At 64.7% G+C, this 17822-nt stretch carries 14 protein-coding genes and 1 tRNA gene; 9 read left to right on the top strand and 6 right to left on the bottom strand.

Features of this window, described 5'->3' with window-relative positions:
* Positions 1 to 57: 57 nt before the first annotated feature.
* From MCIT9_RS07930 to MCIT9_RS07920, 3 genes are all read left to right on the top strand, one after another.
* Positions 58 to 927, top strand: coding sequence for a multicopper oxidase domain-containing protein (locus tag MCIT9_RS07930; protein WP_317704370.1), 870 nt, complete (start codon positions 58 to 60; stop codon positions 925 to 927).
* Positions 928 to 1032: 105 nt separating this feature from the next.
* Positions 1033 to 2154 carry an ISAs1 family transposase gene (locus tag MCIT9_RS07925; protein WP_317704369.1) on the top strand — a complete coding sequence of 374 codons (1122 nt, stop codon included), beginning with the start codon at positions 1033 to 1035 and terminating at the stop codon, positions 2152 to 2154.
* 66 nt (positions 2155 to 2220) lie between these two features.
* Positions 2221 to 2297 (top strand) — tRNA-Pro (locus MCIT9_RS07920).
* Positions 2298 to 2358: 61 nt separating this feature from the next.
* Here MCIT9_RS07920 and MCIT9_RS07915 read toward each other — a convergent pair.
* Positions 2359 to 3456, bottom strand: coding sequence for a hypothetical protein (locus MCIT9_RS07915; RefSeq protein WP_317704368.1), 1098 nt, complete (start codon positions 3454 to 3456; stop codon positions 2359 to 2361).
* Positions 3457 to 3572: 116 nt separating this feature from the next.
* Here MCIT9_RS07915 and MCIT9_RS07910 point away from each other — a divergent pair, with 116 nt between their 5' ends.
* Positions 3573 to 4157, top strand: a complete 585-nt coding sequence (locus MCIT9_RS07910; protein ID WP_317704367.1) for a TetR/AcrR family transcriptional regulator — start codon at positions 3573 to 3575, stop codon at positions 4155 to 4157.
* Positions 4158 to 4193: 36 nt separating this feature from the next.
* Here the strand turns inward: MCIT9_RS07910 and MCIT9_RS07905 are convergent, their stop codons facing one another.
* Positions 4194 to 5633 carry a glutamate synthase subunit beta gene (locus tag MCIT9_RS07905; protein WP_317704366.1) on the bottom strand — a complete coding sequence of 480 codons (1440 nt, stop codon included), beginning with the start codon at positions 5631 to 5633 and terminating at the stop codon, positions 4194 to 4196.
* 73 nt (positions 5634 to 5706) lie between these two features.
* On the bottom strand, positions 5707 to 10308 hold the full coding sequence (gene gltB, locus MCIT9_RS07900; RefSeq protein WP_317704365.1) for a glutamate synthase large subunit: 4602 nt from the start codon (positions 10306 to 10308) through the stop codon (positions 5707 to 5709).
* A 203-nt stretch (positions 10309 to 10511) separates the two neighbouring features.
* On the opposite strand from gltB, the gene MCIT9_RS07895 reads away from it, so the two are divergent.
* The 5 genes from MCIT9_RS07895 (at position 10512) to MCIT9_RS07875 (ending at position 15546) form a co-directional block, all read left to right on the top strand.
* Positions 10512 to 11162, top strand: a complete 651-nt coding sequence (locus tag MCIT9_RS07895; protein ID WP_317704364.1) for a peptidoglycan DD-metalloendopeptidase family protein — start codon at positions 10512 to 10514, stop codon at positions 11160 to 11162.
* A 60-nt stretch (positions 11163 to 11222) separates the two neighbouring features.
* Positions 11223 to 12107, top strand: a complete 885-nt coding sequence (gene rpoS / locus MCIT9_RS07890; protein ID WP_317706714.1) for an RNA polymerase sigma factor RpoS — start codon at positions 11223 to 11225, stop codon at positions 12105 to 12107.
* Between the two features lie 179 nt (positions 12108 to 12286).
* Complete coding sequence (locus MCIT9_RS07885; protein ID WP_317704363.1) at positions 12287 to 13987, top strand: DEAD/DEAH box helicase; 1701 nt, start codon at positions 12287 to 12289, stop codon at positions 13985 to 13987.
* 106 nt (positions 13988 to 14093) lie between these two features.
* Positions 14094 to 14540, top strand: a complete 447-nt coding sequence (locus MCIT9_RS07880; protein WP_317704362.1) for a bis(5'-nucleosyl)-tetraphosphatase — start codon at positions 14094 to 14096, stop codon at positions 14538 to 14540.
* Positions 14509 to 15546 carry a hypothetical protein gene (locus MCIT9_RS07875; RefSeq protein ID WP_317704361.1) on the top strand — a complete coding sequence of 346 codons (1038 nt, stop codon included), beginning with the start codon at positions 14509 to 14511 and terminating at the stop codon, positions 15544 to 15546. Before MCIT9_RS07880 ends, MCIT9_RS07875 begins: the two co-directional genes overlap by 32 nt.
* Here MCIT9_RS07875 and MCIT9_RS07870 read toward each other — a convergent pair.
* The 3 genes from MCIT9_RS07870 to MCIT9_RS07860 all read right to left on the bottom strand — a co-directional run bounded on the left by MCIT9_RS07870 (position 15543) and on the right by MCIT9_RS07860 (position 17762).
* Positions 15543 to 16016 (bottom strand): peroxiredoxin, encoded by a 474-nt coding sequence (locus tag MCIT9_RS07870; RefSeq protein WP_317704360.1) that lies wholly within the window; start codon positions 16014 to 16016, stop codon positions 15543 to 15545. The two genes, MCIT9_RS07875 and MCIT9_RS07870, sit on opposite strands and share 4 nt — an antisense overlap.
* A gap of 18 nt (positions 16017 to 16034) precedes the next feature.
* Entirely contained in the window at positions 16035 to 16709 is a 675-nt protein-coding gene (gene rpiA, locus MCIT9_RS07865; RefSeq protein ID WP_317704359.1) for a ribose-5-phosphate isomerase RpiA, read from the bottom strand.
* A 69-nt stretch (positions 16710 to 16778) separates the two neighbouring features.
* Positions 16779 to 17762, bottom strand: coding sequence for a ribose-phosphate diphosphokinase (locus MCIT9_RS07860; RefSeq protein WP_317704358.1), 984 nt, complete (start codon positions 17760 to 17762; stop codon positions 16779 to 16781).
* Positions 17763 to 17822: the final 60 nt, after the last annotated feature.

Raw genomic sequence — 17822 nt, 5'->3', positions numbered from 1 at the left:
AAGTTTTTCATCGCCATTTTACTAAATATGCCAGCCAAACATTGAAGGAGAGAGGTTATGCATCTGCGGATTTTAATCCTGTTACTGCTCGGACTGAGCCTGCCGGCGCAGGCGGCGGTCCACCGCATCACCCTGCGAGCGGCGCAGCTGCCTTCCGGTCAGTTGGCCTACCAGATGGTGCGCCATCAGGTGGAGGACGGCGGCCGCATCGAGGCTCTGACCGGCCGCTACGCTTCCGGGCCCACCATTCCCGGGCCGACCCTGGTGCTCACTGAGGGTGACACCGCCTACGTCACCCTGGAACACGGCATCCAGGGCTCCGACCTGCCGGTCAGTCTTCACGTCCATGGAGTGCATTACAAATTCGACAGCGACGGCACCACCAAGGTCCTCAACGGCGTCGCCGACCAGGCGGCGTTCCCGGGCAAGCCCTACACCTACGAGTGGATCGCCGCCCCGGGAACGGCCGGCACCTGGCCCTACCACGACCACGCCTTCGGCGACCCCAAGGTGGGGGCTGAGGACAAGGGGCTGTTCGGCACCCTGATCGTCAATCCCGCCAGTGGCCAGGTCGACGCCCTCATCGACGGCAAGGTCCAAAAGGTGAATCTCAAAGACATCAAGCGCGAGTTCATCCTCTGGATGCCCGAGACCACCTTCTGGGGTCAGGAGCTCAAACACATCGTCAACCGCGAGGTGCCGCTGTGGACCAACCCCACCGTCGGGGCCCGCGAGGGTGAGCTGGTCCGGTTCCATGTCATCGGCATGGGGACCGCCTTCCATACCTTCCATCTGCACGCGCACCGCTGGCTCCAGCCCGGCACCACCCACGTGGTAGACACCGTCAACATCGGCCCCATCAGTCGCGAGGCGTTCGTGGTCAAGGCCGGCGAAGGCGTGGGGGCGGGTGACAGGGCAATCGCATGAATATACCCCACGAAGATGATGGTTTAAGATTCGATGACTTGCAGCAGATTACTTGCAGATTAGAGACTTCTTCTCTGAGGAGCATGCTTTTTGTGGGAGGCACAGATGTTGGAAAAGCCCCTGGCGCTGAGCGAGGTGTTCGTATCGATTCCGGACCCGCGACAATCATCGAAGGTAACCTACGATCTGGTGGAAGTGCTGGTGGTTGTGGTGTGCGCGGTGATCTGCGGTGCGGATACGTTGGTGGAGATTGAACTTTGGGGCAAAGAGAAGCTGGATTGGCTGCGTCGATATGTGCCCTTGCCGCATGGGATTCCGTCCCACGACACCCTGGGGCGGATTTTGGCGATGATCGATCCGGAAGCGTTCGGATCGGCCTTCCAGCGCTGGGCGGTGAGCGTGGTTCCGGCATTGGAAGGTCAGGTGATCGCCATCGACGGCAAGACCAGTCGGCGCAGCCGGTCCAAGGGGCACGATCCCCTGCATCTGGTCAGTGCCTTTGCGGCTCAGTACCGGTTGGTGGTCGGTCAAGAGGCGGTGGCCGACAAATCCAACGAGAAGACGGCCATTCCCGCCCTGCTGGAGACCCTGGCCTTGAAAGGATGCGTGGTGACCCTCGATGCCATGGGGACCGATCCCAAGATGGCCAAGGCCATCCGTGACCGGGGGGCCGACTATGTACTGGCGGTCAAGGACAACCAGAAAGGTCTGGCCGAATCGATCCGGGATTTCTTCCAGGCCTTCCAGGACGCGCCGGACAAAACCCCGCATCAGCAATGCGAGACGGTCGACAGGGCGCATGGTCGCCTGGAAGTGCGCCGCTGCTATGTGTTCGACCAGCTCGACGGCCTGGACCGGCCCCAGCGCCGGCCGGATCTGGCCTGCTTTGCCGTGGTCGAGTCCGAACGCACCGTCGCCGGCAAAACCACCCGGGAACGGCGTTTCTACATCAGCAGCCTGCCGGCCGATGCCGAACGGCTGGCCTCGGCGGTGCGCCAGCATTGGGCGGTGGAGAACCCGCTTCACTGGTGTATGGATGTCGTATTCAACGATGATCAGATGCGCCTTCGAACCCGACATGCGGCTCATAACCTGGCGCTGCTCAAACAGATGGTGCTCAATCTCTTTCGCCTCGACCCCACCAAACGCCGCGGGGGCATCAAGGCAAGACGGCTCCTGGCCGCCTCCAGTGACCACTATCGGGCTCAGTTGCTTGGATGGACGTAGCGTTCATGCGATTGCCCTGCTCCCCATTGTGAATGGGGGCGGAGATGATTTATAATTGCTGCGTTTCGGGGCGTAGCGCAGTCTGGTAGCGCACCACAATGGGGTTGTGGGGGTCGCAGGTTCAAATCCTGCCGTCCCGACCAAATTTGAGAGAATCAGCAGAAAACCCGCTTCAAGGCGGGTTTTTTGTTGCCCGCGGAATCGTCAGGGCGATGCGTGGCGGTAAAGCGGCAGGGCGTCGATGCGGCGTTCGATGACCGCTAACAAGCGGCGATAGGCGGGGCTTCCGGTATGGCCGAAGCGGCGTTGGAAGTCGGTGCGGCTGAGATGATCGGGAAGCCCCTTCAGGCTGGGCAACAGACCCCGTTCGCTGTCGAGACGGAGCAGTTGGCGCTGAAGATAGCCGGGGCTGGTGACGGCGAGTCGTCCGAAACGGGTGCCCGCCATGTCGGCGGCGAGGTCGCTGAAGCTGAAGCCGCTTCCGGTGTCGAAGTCGGACAGTTCCTTGTAGAGACCCAAATAACGGGCCAGTCCGGCGCCGCCACTGGCGCTGACGGCGGCGGCGGTGACGAAATGCTGTGCCAGGTCGTGGCGTCCCTGTAACGTCAGGCGGGGATAACGCAGTTCCCCCCGGGGTTTGAGGGCGAACAGGCGGGCCGGATCGTATTTGTTGGTGTAGACGGCGAGAATCTGCAACAAGGCCCGGTGTTCGGCGGCGGCAGTCGCCGTCATGGTGTATCGGCGCGCATGGGCGAACAACAGCCGCAACGGCGTCAGGAGCGATGCGCCGTGTTTCTGCCAGTGCCGGTCCCAGCGCCACAGCCGGTCGTAGTATTTTTGCAGCAGGCGGGTATCGGCGGCCATCAGGGAGAGCGGATTGTCGCTTGCGGGGGGAGGCGCGGATACCCGGGTTTCCCGCAGCGGCAGGACGGCTTCCACCAGCGCGGCCGGTAAGGACACTCCTCCCACCCGGGCTTCCCTGACGTGAAGCTGGGACTGCCGCCACTCCAGGCGCAGGTCAACATTGAGATAGGGCCGGGGCAACGGGGTTTTGAGTGTGGCGATGAGATGCCGGAAGGGCGGCAGGCCGCCGATTCTCGCAGCCACGGGAAGGCCGGTGCGCCGGGACCATTCGCCCACAGCGACATCGAGGCGGTGTTGATAGGGATCGGGGCGGGCATCGCTCCTGAGACCAGAAGTCGGGACCAGCGGTTTGTCCTCGAGTAGGAACCAGGCACCCCCGAAAACGACGAGCGGGGGCAGGGTCAGACAGGCGGCGAGCCACTTGAGCAGCGCGTTCACCGGTCGATTAGATCGAACATTCAATCGGAAGCTGATTCATGGCGGGAAAGGGCGTAAAATGACCGATTTCTGTTGGAAGTCATAATAACAAGATGATAACCACGCCTGTGCATCCTTTGGAGAAAAAAGACCCCAAGGAGGAAATCCTCAAGGCCGCCCTCAAGCTGTTCACCGAAAAGGGCTACTTCAACACCTCGATCGCCGACATTCGCCAGCTGGCCGATGTCAGCACCGGCACCATCTACCATTATTTCAAAAACAAGGAGGCCATCGCCGATGCCCTCTACACGGAAGTGCTCCACAGCCTGGAGGAATCCCTCAAGGAGATCCGGCGCCTGAACAATGCGTTCGAACGTCTGCGCGCCATCCTCGAACTGTTCTTCGAGCTGACCGAAAACGAACCTGAGATCGTGCGCTTCATTGTCACGGTCCGCCACCAGGAAATCCTTTCCCAGCGTCCGCCCCTGAGCCAGTCGCCCCCGTTCAGGCTGCTGAATCGGATCATGGAAGAGGGGATCAGGGCGGGGGATCTGAGACGGATGAATCCCCAGGTGGCCACAGCGGTGTTTTACGGCACGGTCGCGCGGATGGCGCTGCTGCGGCTGGAAGGGGTGCTGGAGAAATCGCTGGAACTCTACCTGCTGGATACCTGGACCGCCATCTGGCGGGCATTGGCGCCGGCAAACGAAAAGGGAGCCTGATCGGCTCCCTGTCCGCATGCCGCTGCCGTTGCAGCTTCAGGGAAGCTCAGAGTAACCCATCAGATACTCGTCCACCGCCCGGGCGCACTGGCGGCCTTCGCGGATGGCCCACACCACCAGCGACTGGCCCCGGCGCATGTCGCCTGCGGCGAACACTTTGTCCAGGGAGGTGCGGTACTGGCGGGTGTCGGCCTTGACGTTGCCGCGGGGATCCAGTTCCACCCCCAGTTCCTGGAGCAGCCCTTCGTGAACCGGGTGGACGAAACCCATCGCCAGCAGCACCAGATCGGCGTCGAGGGTGAACTCGCTGCCGGGGATTTCCTTCATCTGCCAGCGGCCGTTCTCGTCCTGGGACCAGTCCACCTTCACCAGGTGGACCTTGCTGACCCGGCCGTCCTTTCCCTCGAAACGCTGGGTGCTGACCGCGAACAGGCGTTCGCAGCCCTCCTCCTGGGAAGTGGAGGTGCGCAGTTTGTTGGGCCAGTAGGGCCAGGTCAGCAGCTTGTTTTCCTTTTCCGGCGGTTGGGGCAGGATTTCCAGCTGCACCACCGACATCGCCCCCTGGCGGATGGAAGTGCCGATGCAGTCGGAGCCGGTGTCGCCGCCGCCGATGACCACGACCTTCTTGCCGGTGGCGAGGATTTCGGCTTCCGGCGGAATGAAATCGCCGGCGTTGCGCTTGTTCTGCTGGCGCAGGAAGTCCATGGCGAAGTGGATGCCCTGCAGTTCCCGGCCGGGCACCGGCAGGTCGCGGGGTTTTTCCGAACCGCCGGCGAGGACCACGGCGTCGAACTGGTCGAGCAGTTCCCTGCCGGAGACGTCCACGCCCACATGGGTGTTGGGACGGAAGGTCACCCCCTCGGCGCGCATCTGCGCCATACGGCGGTCGATGAGATGCTTGCTCAGTTTGAAGTCGGGGATCCCGTAGCGCAACAGACCGCCGATACGATCGTTCTTCTCGAACACCACCACCGCATGACCGGCACGGGCCAGCTGTTGGGCGCAGGCCAGTCCCGCAGGGCCGGAGCCGATGACGGCGACCCGCTTGCCGGTGCGGGCCTCGGGGATTTCCGGCTTGATCCAGCCTTCCTCCCAGGCACGGTCGACGATGGCGCATTCGATGGTCTTGATGGTGACCGGCTTGTCGTCCAGGTTCAGGGTACAGGCCGCCTCGCAGGGGGCGGGGCAGACCCGGCCGGTGAATTCCGGGAAGTTGTTGGTGCGGTGGAGTTCGCGGATCGCCTCCTGCCACTTGTCGCGGTAGACCAGGTCGTTCCAGTCCGGGATCAGGTTGTTGACTGGGCAGCCGTTGTGACAGTAGGGGATGCCGCAGTCCATGCAGCGGGCGCCCTGCTCGGCCACTTCCGGCGGCGGCAGGGGAATGACGAACTCGCGGAAATGCCGGATACGGTCGGCGACCGGCTGATAGGTCCGGTCGCGGCGCGGGATTTCCAGGAAACCGGTCGGTTTGCCCATGAAATTACCTCTTCGATTCGGGTTCGGGTGAATACGGATGCGGCCCCGGGTCGCCAGGGCCGCGAAGAACGAATCAGGCGGTCAGACGCATTTCGGCCTGTTCCTTTTCCTTCTGCAGCTGTTCCAGCGCCCGGCGGTAGTCGATCGGCATCACCTTGACGAACTTGTGGCGGTAATCGCTCCAGTTCTCCAGGATCTGCCGCGCCCGCTGGCTGTCGGTGTAGTGCAGGTGGGTGCGGATCAGGGCGTGGAGGCGCTGTTCATCGTAGCGGGTGATGTCGTGGGCGACCTTGACCCAGCCGTGGGTTTCCAGATCGCCGCCCTGGTGTTCCAGTTCCTCGATGGCCAGATCCTCCTCGAGCACCGGCTCCAGTTCCACCATCGCCAGGTTGCAGCGCTTTTCGAAGTCGCCGCGCTCGTCGAGGACGTAGGCGATGCCGCCGGACATCCCGGCGGCGAAGTTGCGGCCGGTTTCACCCAGCACCACCACGATGCCGCCGGTCATGTATTCGCAGCCGTGATCGCCGACCCCTTCCACCACGGCGATGGCGCCGGAGTTGCGCACACAGAAGCGCTCGCCGGCGATGCCGCGGAAGTAGCATTCGCCGCTGATGGCGCCGTACAGCACGGTGTTGCCGACGATGATGTTCTCTTCGGCGACGATTGGGGTCTTCTTGGGGGGATAGATGATGATGCGTCCCCCGGACAGCCCCTTGCCGACGTAGTCGTTGCCCTCGCCGTCCAGCTCCAGGGTCACGCCCTTGGCGAGCCAGGCGCCGAAGCTCTGTCCTGCGGTGCCCTTGAGCTTGATGTGGATGGTATCGTCCGCCAGCCCTTCGTGGCCGTAGCGTTTGGCCACCTCGCCCGAGAGCATGGCCCCCACCGAGCGGTCGATGTTGCGCACCGGCAGCTCGATCTGCACCGGCTTCTTTTCCTCCAGCGCTGGCTTGGCCAGCTCTATGAGGCGGTTGTCGAGGGCCTTGTCGATCTCGTGGGGCTGGGCCTCGCAGTTGTAGACCGCCACCCCGGGCTCGGCCTGCGGTTTGGCGAGGATCTTGGAGAAGTCGAGCCCCTTGGCCTTCCAGTGGTCGATGGCTTCCTCCATGTCGAGGCGGTCGGACTGGCCGATCATCTCGTCGAAGGTGCGGTAGCCCAGCTGGGCCATCAGCTGGCGCACTTCCTCGGCGACGAAGAAGAAGTAGTTGACCACGTATTCCGGTTTGCCCATAAATTTCTTGCGCAGCACCGGATCCTGGGTCGCCACCCCCACCGGACAGGTGTTGAGGTGGCACTTGCGCATCATGATGCAGCCCTCCACGATCAGCGGTGCGGTGGCGAAACCGAACTCGTCGGCCCCGAGCAGGGCGCCGATGACCACGTCGCGGCCGGTGCGCAGACCGCCGTCCACCTGGACGCAGATGCGGCCGCGCAGCTTGTTGAGCACCAGGGTCTGGTGGGTTTCGGCCAGGCCGATCTCCCACGGCAGGCCGGCATGCTTGATCGAGGTCAGGGGAGAGGCGCCGGTGCCGCCGTCGTAGCCGGAAATGGTGACGTGGTCGGCATGGGCCTTGGCGACCCCGGCGGCGACGGTGCCGACCCCAACCTCCGACACCAGCTTGACGCTGATGCGGGCCTTGGGATTGACGCACTTGAGGTCGTAGATCAGCTGCTTGAGGTCCTCGATGGAGTAGATGTCGTGGTGCGGCGGCGGCGAGATCAGCCCCACCCCCGGGGTCGAATGGCGCACCTGGGCGATGATCTTGTCCACCTTGTGGCCCGGCAGCTGGCCGCCCTCGCCGGGCTTGGCGCCCTGGGCGATCTTGATCTGGATGTCGTCGGCGTTGACCAGGTATTCGGTGGTGACGCCGAAGCGGCCGGAAGCCACCTGCTTGATCGCCGAACGCATGGAATCGCCGTTGGGCAGGGGCTTGAAGCGTTCCGGCAGCTCACCGCCCTCGCCGGTGTTGGACTTGCCGCCGATGCGGTTCATGGCGATGGCCAGGGTGGTGTGGGCCTCCCAGGAGATCGAGCCGAACGACATCGCCCCGGTGGCGAAGCGCTTGACGATCTCGCTGGCCGGCTCCACCTCCTCCAGCGGCACCGGGTCGCGGTCGAACTTGAACCGCATCAGCCCGCGCAGGGTGAACAGCCTTTCATTCTGTTCGTTGATGAGGCGGGCGTATTCGGCATAGGTCTTGGGATCGCCGGAACGGGTGGCGTGCTGCAGCTTGGCGATGGAATCGGCGGTCCAGGCGTGGGCTTCGCCGCGGATGCGGTAGGCCAGCTCGCCGCCGACGTCGAGGGAGTCGCGCAGCTCCAGCGGATCGCCGAAGGCGCGTTTGTGACGCTGCAGGGCCTCGGTGGCGATCTCCGCCAGGCCGGCCCCTTCGGTGGTGCTCACGGTGCCGGCGAAGTAGCGGTCGAGGAAGTCCTGGTTGAGCCCGACGCTGTTGAAGATCTGGGCGCCGCAATAGGACTGGTAGGTGGAGATGCCCATCTTCGACATCACCTTGAGGATGCCCTTGTCCACCGCCTTGATGTAGCGCTTGTGCGCCTCCTCCTCGCTGATGGGCTCGGGCAGGCGGTGGCGCAGGTAGGCGACGCTGTCGAGGGCCAGATAGGGGTTGATGGCCTCGGCCCCGTAACCGGCGAGCACGCAGAAATGATGCACCTCGCGGGCCTCGGCGGTTTCCACCACCAGGCCGGTTTCGGTCCTGAGCCCCTTCTCGATCAGGTGATGGTGGACCGCCGAGGTGGCCAACAGCGCCGGAATCGCCACGTGGGCGGCATCGGTATCGCGGTCCGACAGGATCAGGATGTTGTTGCCGTCGAGCACCGCCTGTTCGGCTGCCTGGCACAGGCGTTCGAGGGCCTTCTCCATGCCGGAGACGCCTTCCGCCACCGGGTAGCAGGTGCTCAGCGTGGCGGTGCGGAAGGCGCCGTGGGTGCGCGGTTCGATGTAACGGATCTTTTCCAGGTCGGCATTGGTGAGGATCGGCTGGGCGGCCTCCAGGCGCATGTGCTTGCCGCCTTCATCCAGCCCCAGCAGATTGGGACGGGGGCCGATCATGCTCACCAGCGACATCACCAGTTCCTCGCGGATCGGGTCGATGGGCGGATTGGTGACCTGGGCGAAGGCCTGCTTGAAATAGTCATAGAGCAGGCGCGAACGGTTGGAGAGCACCGCCAGCGCCGCGTCGTTGCCCATGGAACCCACCGGCTCCTGGCCGCCGACGGCCATCGGCTGGAGGAAGAACTTGATGTCCTCCTGGGTATAGCCGAAGGCCTGCATGCGGTCGAGCAGGGTCTTCTCCGCCGGCGGCATCGGCGCCACTTCCGGCGCCAGTTTTTCCAGTTTGATCTGGGTCTTGTCGAGCCATTCCTGGTAGGGGTGGCGGGCGGCCAGCTCGGCCTTGAGTTCGGCGTCGTCGATGATTCGGCCCTGCTCCAGGTCGATGAGGAGCATCTTGCCCGGCTGCAGACGCCACTTCTTAATGATTTTCTCTTCCGGTACCTTCAGCACCCCCATTTCCGAGGCCATCACCACCAGGTCGTCCTCGGTGATGAGGTAGCGGGCCGGGCGCAGGCCGTTGCGGTCCAGGGTGGCGCCGATCTGGCGGCCGTCGGTGAAGGCGATGGCCGCAGGTCCGTCCCACGGTTCCATGAGGGCGGCGTGGTATTCGTAGAAGGCGCGGCGTTTCTCGTCCATCAGCGGATTACCGGCCCAGGCCTCGGGGATCAGCAGCATCATAGCGTGGGCCAGGGAGTAGCCGCCGGCCACCAGCAGTTCCAGGGCGTTGTCGAAGCAGGCCGAGTCGGACTGGCCTTCGGCGATAAGCGGCCACAATTTGTCCAGATCCTCGCCGAGGATGTCGGACTTCATGGCGTGGCGGCGGGCTGCCATCCAGTTGATGTTGCCGCGCAGGGTGTTGATCTCGCCGTTGTGGGCGATCATGCGGAACGGCTGGGCCAGGTCCCAGGAGGGGAAGGTGTTGGTGGAGAAGCGCTGGTGTACCAGGGCCAGGGCCGACACCATGCGCTCGTCGTGGAGCTCGGGATAGAACTCGCCCACCTGGGTGGACATCAGCATTCCCTTGTAGACGATGGTGCGCGACGACAGCGAGGGAACGTAAAAGGCGGCCGGATCGTCGAGTTTCTCCGCGCGGATGCGGTTTTCCACCTGCTTGCGGATGACGAACAGCTTGCGTTCGAAGGCGTCCTGGTCCGGGCAGTTGGCGCCGCGGCCGACGAATACCTGGCGTACCACCGGCTCGACCGCCTTGACCGAATCGCCGATGGTGCGGTTGTCGGTGGGCACATCGCGCCAGCCGAGGACGGTCTGGCCTTCGGCGGTGATAGTCTCTTCCAGCAGATTTTCGCAGCGCTGGCGGTTTTCCGGCTTGCGCGGCAGGAACACCATTCCGACGCCATAATCACCCTCCGCCGGCAGGGCGATATTCAGGGCGGCGCATTCCTCGCGCAGGAAGCGATCGGGAAGCTGCAGCAGAATCCCGGCGCCGTCACCGCCTTTGGGATCGGCCCCGACCGCGCCGCGGTGGGTCAGGTTGGTGACGATTTCCAGACCTTGTTCGACAATCTCGTGGCTTTTGCGTCCCTTGATGTGAGCGACGAAACCGACGCCGCAGGCGTCGTGCTCGTTGCGGGGATCGTACAAACCCTGTTGGCGTGGTAATCCGCTATGATTCATGTTCGACCTCGTCTGGATTAAGGCGGTATCGGGCGGTTGCGTTCAAGGCTGTCGGGACAGCGGTTTCGGCCCGTCAATCCACAGAAAAGCTCTAAAGAATAGGAAAGTTGGCCAGGTTTTGCAAGATCGGTGGGAGCGGGCGGTACTGGACTGGCGCCCTGGTCATGGGCGTGGCGTTGACGGTGTTGAGCGCCTGTGGCGGCGCCCGGCCGGTGCGTCCGCCGGCGCCGCCCATCCACGGTCAGTTCTACCGGGTTCATCCCGGGGACACCTTGTATTCCATCGCCCGCCGCAGCGGCCGTGACTATCACGATCTGGCCCGCTGGAACGGCATCTCGCCGCCCTACACCATTTATCCAGGCCAGCTCCTGCGTCTCGTCCCCCGCAAAAGAGCCGTCAAGACCCGTGCCAGGCGGGATCCGAAAGTTTTTCGGAAAAAATCCAAAAAAATGCTAAAGCATCGCTGGCGCTGGCCGTTAAAGGGAGTGATCGTCAGAAACTTCGCCGCCACCGGCAGGAAAGGAATCGACATCGCTGCCCCCCCGGGAACCCCGGTCAGGGCGGCCGCCCCCGGGAAAGTGGTCTACAGCGGCAGCGGTCTGGTCGGATACGGCAAGCTGGTGATCGTCAAGCACGGGGAAACCTACTTATCGGCCTACGGAAACAATCGCCGCCTCCGCGTCAGGGAAGGACAACGGGTCAAGGCCGGCCAAGTGATCGGCGAGGTGGGCCGGGGGAGCGACGGGCGCGCCGTGCTGCATTTTGAAATTCGCAGGAACGGGAATCCGGTCGATCCGTTGCGAATGTTACCGAGACGCTAACCGCTTTCGCAGGAGGGTACGGGGATGGCACAGATGACGGGCATCGACATGGGGGAAATGATGGACACTGCGCCGGGTTGGGGCGAAGAAGCAGGGACGGCTTCCCGGGGTGGTCAGTTCGACGCCACCCAGATCTATCTCAACGAGTTGAGCCGTTCCAAATTGCTGAGCGCGGACGAGGAAAAACACTACGGCCGTCTGGCCCGCCAGGGAGACGAGGCGGCACGTCGGGTGATGATCGAAAGCAACCTGCGCCTGGTGGTCAAGATTGCCCGCCGCTATCTCAACCGCGGCCTGCCGCTGCTCGATCTGATCGAGGAAGGCAACCTGGGCCTGATCCGGGCGGTGGAGAAATTCGATCCCGAGCGCGGCTTCCGCTTTTCCACCTATGCCACCTGGTGGATCCGCCAGACCATCGAGCGGGCGCTGATGAATCAGACCCGCACCATCCGCCTGCCGATCCACATCGTCAAGGAGATGAACGTCTATCTCAAGGCCATGCGGCAGCTGTCCCAAAAGCTTGACCGAGATCCCACCGCCGAGGATGTCGCCGCCTATCTGGACAAGCCGGTCGAGGAGGTGGAGCAGATGCTCAAGCTCAACGAGCGTACCAATTCCATCGACGTTCCCTATGGAAAGGAGTCCGACAAACCGCTGCTGGACATCCTCACCGACGAAGCCGACGACGGTCCCGAAACCGAGGTGCAGGAAAGCAGCCTGCGCCAACACATGTACCGTTGGCTGCGCCAGCTGCCGGAGAAGCACCGGGAGGTGCTGCTGCGCCGCTACGGTCTGGGGGGCTACGAGATTTCCACCCTGGAGCAGGTCGCCCGGGAATTACAGGTGACCCGCGAGCGGGTGCGCCAGATTCAGATGGAGGCGGTGAAGAAGCTGCGCGAGATGCTGGAAACCGAAGGCTTTTCGGCAGACGCCATTTTTCATTGAGTCAGGTTGTTTCTTCGCCAGCTGCGGTGAACCTTGCCCGTCTGGAATCTCAGGCGGGCTTTGTTTTTTTATTGGTTTCTGTTATATTGAGCGACTACCCGCCAGCGACCGTCCCTATTCGACATCCCCGCCGGTTGTTGTAGCACACATGTAGTTCCAGATGCCTTGGCGCCTTTTTGATGAATTCAGCGCGGCGCAGTGCATCGAGCTGCCCGCCCATTCATCAAGACCCAAGGTATCATTATGTCCGAGATTTCCACTTTCGCATCCTTCGAGATCTGCCTGAAGCCGTCCTTTCCGCGGTACGCCAGGCCGGTTACGAATCCCCCACGCCGATCCAGGCCGCCACCATCCCCCACGTGCTCGAAGGCCGCGACGTCATCGCCCAGGCCCAGACCGGCACCGGCAAGACCGCCGCCTTCGCCCTGCCGCTTTTGGCCCGCATCGACATCGGCGACGCCCGCCCACAGGTGCTGGTGCTGACGCCGACCCGCGAGCTGGCCCTGCAGGTGGCTGAAGCCTTCCAGACCTACGCCGCCAATCTTCCGGAGCTGCACGTGCTGCCGATCTATGGCGGTCAGGAATACGGCCGCCAGCTGCGCGCCCTGCGCCGCGGCGTTCACGTGGTGGTCGGCACCCCGGGGCGGATCATGGACCACATGCGCCGCGGCACCCTCGATCTGTCCGCCCTCCACACCCTGGTGCTGGACGAGGCCGACGAAATGCTGCGCATGGGCTTCGTCGACGACGTGGACTGGATTCTCGAAAAGACCCCGGCCGAGCGCCAGGTGGCGCTGTTTTCCGCCACCATGCCGGCGCCGATCCGCCGCATCGCCCAGCGTCACCTGCGCGATCCGGAGGAAATCAAGATCCAGGTCAAGGTCACTACCGCCGACACCGTGCGCCAGCGCTACTGTCTGCTCCGCCCCCATGCCAAGCTCGACGCCCTGACCCGGATCCTCGAAGCCGAGGATTTCGAAGCCGTGATCCTGTTCGTGCGCACCAAGACCGCCACGGTGGAACTGGCGGAGAAACTGGCCGCCCGCGGCTACGCCGTCGCCCCCCTCAACGGGGATATCCCCCAGAACCAGCGCCAGCGCACCGTCGAGCAGCTCAAAAGCGGCTGGCTCGACATCATCGTCGCCACCGACGTGGCCGCCCGCGGCCTGGACGTGCAGCGCATCACCCACGTGATCAACTACGACGTCCCCCTCGACACCGAGTCCTACGTCCACCGCATCGGCCGCACCGGCCGCGCCGGACGCAGCGGGGACGCTATCCTGTTCGTCACCCCGCGGGAAAAGCGCCTGCTGCTGGCCATCGAACGGGCGACCCGGAAAAAGATCGAGCCCATGGAGCTTCCCACCGCGGAAACCATCAACAGCCAGCGCCTAGCCAAATTCCAGCAGCGCATCAGCGACACCCTGGCCAACCAGGACGTCGGTTTCTTCCGGGAACTGCTGCAGCAATACGAACAGGAGCACAACGTCCCCGCCCTCGACATCGCCGCCGCGCTGGCGACCCTGCTGCAGGGGGACGAGCCGCTGCTGCTGGACGAAAAGGCGCTGCGGGCCGAGCCGAATCGGGAACGCCGGCCGGCGAATGGGGAGCGCATGACCCTCAGGCGCCGCAGCCGCAGGGAGGCGGTGGAAATGGCCAGTTACCGGATTGAGGTGGGCCGTAACCACGGCGTCCGTCCCGGCAACATCATGGGCGCGATCGCCAACGAGGCCGGCCTGGACAGCCGCTTCATCGGCCGCATCAACATCCACGACGATTTCAGCACCGTGGACCTTCCCGACGGCATGCCGCGGGAAGTGCTGCGAACCCTGAAGAAAGTGTGGGTCGCCGGCCGCCCGCTGAACATTTCCAAAGCCTAGTCGCCGCCGTCCCGGCTGGACAAAGGGCCGGCGTTCCGCAGGGAGCGCCGGCCTTTTTGCGTCGGGGCGCTTGGCAAGCGCCGCCGGGGACGCCATCATAGTTTCCATGGAACGGAATCGGCATCCGCAAGCCAGGCACCTGTCGGCCGGGGTGGTTGTGGTGAGGTTCATCGACGGCCGGCCCCATTACCTCCTGCTGCGGGCCTACCGCTACTGGGATTTCCCCAAGGGCATGGTGGAGCCTGGGGAGGAGCCGCTGCAGGCGGCGGTCCGCGAGGTGGCCGAGGAGACGGGGTTGACCGGCCTGCGTTTCCGGTGGGGGAAAGTTTATTGCGAAACCCCGCCCTACGGCAAGGGCAAGGTGGCCCGTTATTACCTGGCGGAAGCCCCGGAGGGGAAGGTGACCCTGCCGGTCAGTCCGGAGCTGGGCTTTCCCGAGCATCAGGAATTCCGCTGGCTGCCCTACGGGGAGGCGCGCAAACTGCTGGTGCCGCGGCTGCAGGCGGTGCTTGACTGGGCCCATGTCATCGTCAGCGGCCCGACAGGCCGGTGACGCCATGGACCCCGCCCTGGCCGCCAAGCTGGCGCTGCTGCGGGATCCCGCCGCCTATCCCGACCGTCCCGCCCGGGTCGAGGTGGTCGAGACCCACATGGCCTGGGTGTTTCTGACCGACCGTCACGCCTACAAGCTCAAGAAACCCCTGCGCCGCCCCTATCTCGATTTCAGCACCGTGGCCGCGCGCGGATACTACTGCCGGGAGGAAGTGCGGCTCAACCGGCCGCTGGCGCCGGGGGTCTATCTCGGCGTCCTGCCCCTGACCGCGTCCGGCGGCCGCCTGGCCCTGGACGGTGACGGCGAAGTTGTGGACTGGCTGGTGTGGATGCGGCGTCTGCCGCGGCCGCTCATGCTCGACCGGCTGTTGCAGGAGAACCGGCTGGAGGGGTGGATGCTGCCGGCGTTGGCGGCGAGGATCGCCGCTTTCCACCGCCGGTGTACCCCGGTCCTTGCGGACGGGGAGGCTTGCCGGGTCCATTACCGGCGCTGGATTGACACCAACGCGCAGGCGCTGCAGCGCCTGCGGGATTTGTGGGGCGGTTGGAACTGCCGGCGTCTGCTGGAAAGACAGCGGGCCTTTCTGGAGAATCACCGCAGCCTGTTCGACCAGCGCGCCCGGAGTGGTTGCATCATCGAGGGCCACGGAGATCTGCGCCCGGAGCACGTCTGTTTCGAAACCCGCAGGCCCCTGGTCTTCGACCGGCTGGAGTTCAAGCGCGATTTCCGCCTGCTCGACCGTGCCGACGAGGCGGCCTATCTGGCGCTGGAGTGCGCCTGGCTGGGTTGTGTCCAGGCCGGTCTGGCGTTTCTGGAGCACTACCGCCGCCGCAGCGGCGATGACTGGCCCCCGTCGCTGCTGGCGTTTTATCTCGCCTATCGGGCCACCCTGCGTGGCCGCCTGCTGCTGGCCCGGGCGCGTGAGGAAGGGCAGGGGCGGTGGCTGCCGCGGGCCTGGCGCTATCTGGCGCTGGCGGCCCGTTACAGCCATCGCCTGCCGGATTAGGCGTTCAGTTCCTTGACCTTCTCCAGCATCGCCTGGGCGTGGCCTTCCGGATTGACGCCATATTCCACGTAGGCGAGGTTGCCGTTCTTGTCGATGATGAAGGTGGAGCGGAGAATGGCCATCTTCCTGACCCCCTCCTTCACCTTCTCCCGCCAGACGCCGTATTTTTCGCACAGGGTGCCGTCGGTGTCGGCGAGCAGGTCCACCTTGAGGCCGTACTTGGCGATGAAGGCCCGGTGCATGTCGCAGGGATCCTTGCTGACCCCCAGGACGACCGCGTCGTGGTTGGCGAATTCGTCCGCCAGCTGGGTGAACTCGTTGGCTTCGATGGTGCAACCGGGGGTGTCGTCCTTGGGATAGAAGTAGAGCACCACGGTTTTCTTGCCGCGGAAGTCGGCGAGGCTGACCGGCTCGCCGTTCTGATTGGGGACGGTGAAATCGGGAGCGGGTTGATTGACTTGCAGTTCCATGGGATCCTCCTCGAAAGGTTAAGTTGCGTGGCGTTCGCACACCTGGCCGTCGGCGGCGACCAGGACGGTGGTGGCGAGCTGGTGAAAGATGCCGTGTTCCATCACTCCAGGCATTTCGCTGAGCAGGGCGTCGAGGACCTCGGGCGTCGGTTCGTCACTGAAGCGGCAGTCGAGCACCATGCCTCCGGCGGAGGTGACGGCGACTCCGGCCTGATTGAGGCGCAGCTCCGCCGTCCCGCCCAGTTCACCGATCAGCCCCCGGACCGCGCGCCAGGCGAAGGGCCAGACCTCCACCGGGATGGGGAAACGCGCCCCGATCCGCCCCACCTCCTTGGATGCGTCGATCAGCACCCAGAAGCGTTCGGCGGCGCGGGCCAGCAGTTTTTCCCTGACCAGGTCCTGGCCCCGGCCCTTCAACAGGGTGAGATCCGGGGCGACCTCGTCGGCCCCGTCCACGTACACGTCCAGCCGGACGACCTGCTCGACGGCGATCTGTGGCAGGCCCAGCTGCTCGGCCTTGACGGCGCTGACCGGGGAGCTGGACACGGTGGTGATCTGCAGCCCCTCCTCGCGGTGCCGCCGGGCCAGGGCCTCGATGAACAGGTCGGCGGTCGAGCCGGTGCCGAGTCCGACCAGCATGCCGCTTTCGATCTGACGGGCCGCCTGCCGGGCGACCAGGTTCTTGTCGGACATGACGCTTCTCCTCCGAAACGGGTAATGCCGAGTATGGTACTCGGAAATAGCGGCGTCAAGGGCCGGGTTTCACCCGCCCAGCCAGTCGTTGAGCGATTCGCCCGCATGGATGCGCCGCACCACTTCGGCGAGGAAAGGGCTGGAATCGACGGTTTCCAGCCTGGCGGCCACGGCAGGATTTTCGAGCCGCCATAGGGGGACGCTGTCGCTGACCACGATCCGGTCGAGGGCGGCATCGGCCAGGATGGCGTTGGCGCTGGCGTCGAACAGGCCGTGGGCGGCCACCGCGGTCACCTGGACAGCGCCGGCCTGTTTGCAGGTGCGGGCGGCATGGATCAGGGTGCGGCCGGTGACGATCAGGTCGTCCACGATCAGCACCGTGGCGCCCTTCACGTCTCCCACCAGCCGGCCGTGTTGCAGCTCGCCGCCGCTGCGCAGCTTCTCCACGAAGGCGCTGTCGATCTCCCGTCCCAGGTTCCGTTCCAGCCGTTGGCGGAAATCCTGGGCCCGCTTGTAACCGCCGGTGTCGGGGGAAACCACCACGATGCGGGCCGCCTGCCGCAGTGGTTCGGCCACATGGGGGACAAGCAGGGCGGCGGCCGGCAGGTGTTCGGTGACGATGCGGAACGCATTCTGGAAGGCGGCCGGGTTGTGGACCTCGAGGGTGGCGACCCGGTCGGCACCGACCGCCTCCAGCATGGCGGCCAGATAGCGCAGGCTCACCGGGTCCCGGGGTTTGGTGCGGCGGTCCTTGCGGGCGTAGGCCAGATAGGGCAGCAGCAGGGTGATCTCCCGGGCCGAGGCATCATGCAGGGCGCCGCAGAACAGGGCCAGCCGCATGATCTTGTCGTTGACGTTCAGACCGGGGTCGGAATGGAGGGACGACAGCACCACGACCGGGCGGCCGCGGACGCTCTGCAGCGGCCGCAGCTTGTGCTCGCCGTCCTCGAAGCGGCGTTCCTCGTGGCAGGCCGGTTCGATTCCCAGGCGGGCGGCGATCCGTCGGCCCAGGTCGCGGGAGCCGGCAAGGGCGAACAGGCAGAGGGTGTCCATGACGCTCTCCTCGAAGGTGTTTGGCGCATTGTCGGTCATCGGGCCGGTATCGGCAACGGC

Source organism: Methylomarinovum caldicuralii (assembly GCF_033126985.1).
GTDB classification, from domain to species: domain Bacteria; phylum Pseudomonadota; class Gammaproteobacteria; order Methylococcales; family Methylothermaceae; genus Methylohalobius; species Methylohalobius caldicuralii.
This window is presented reverse-complemented; position numbering and strand designations above follow the sequence as displayed.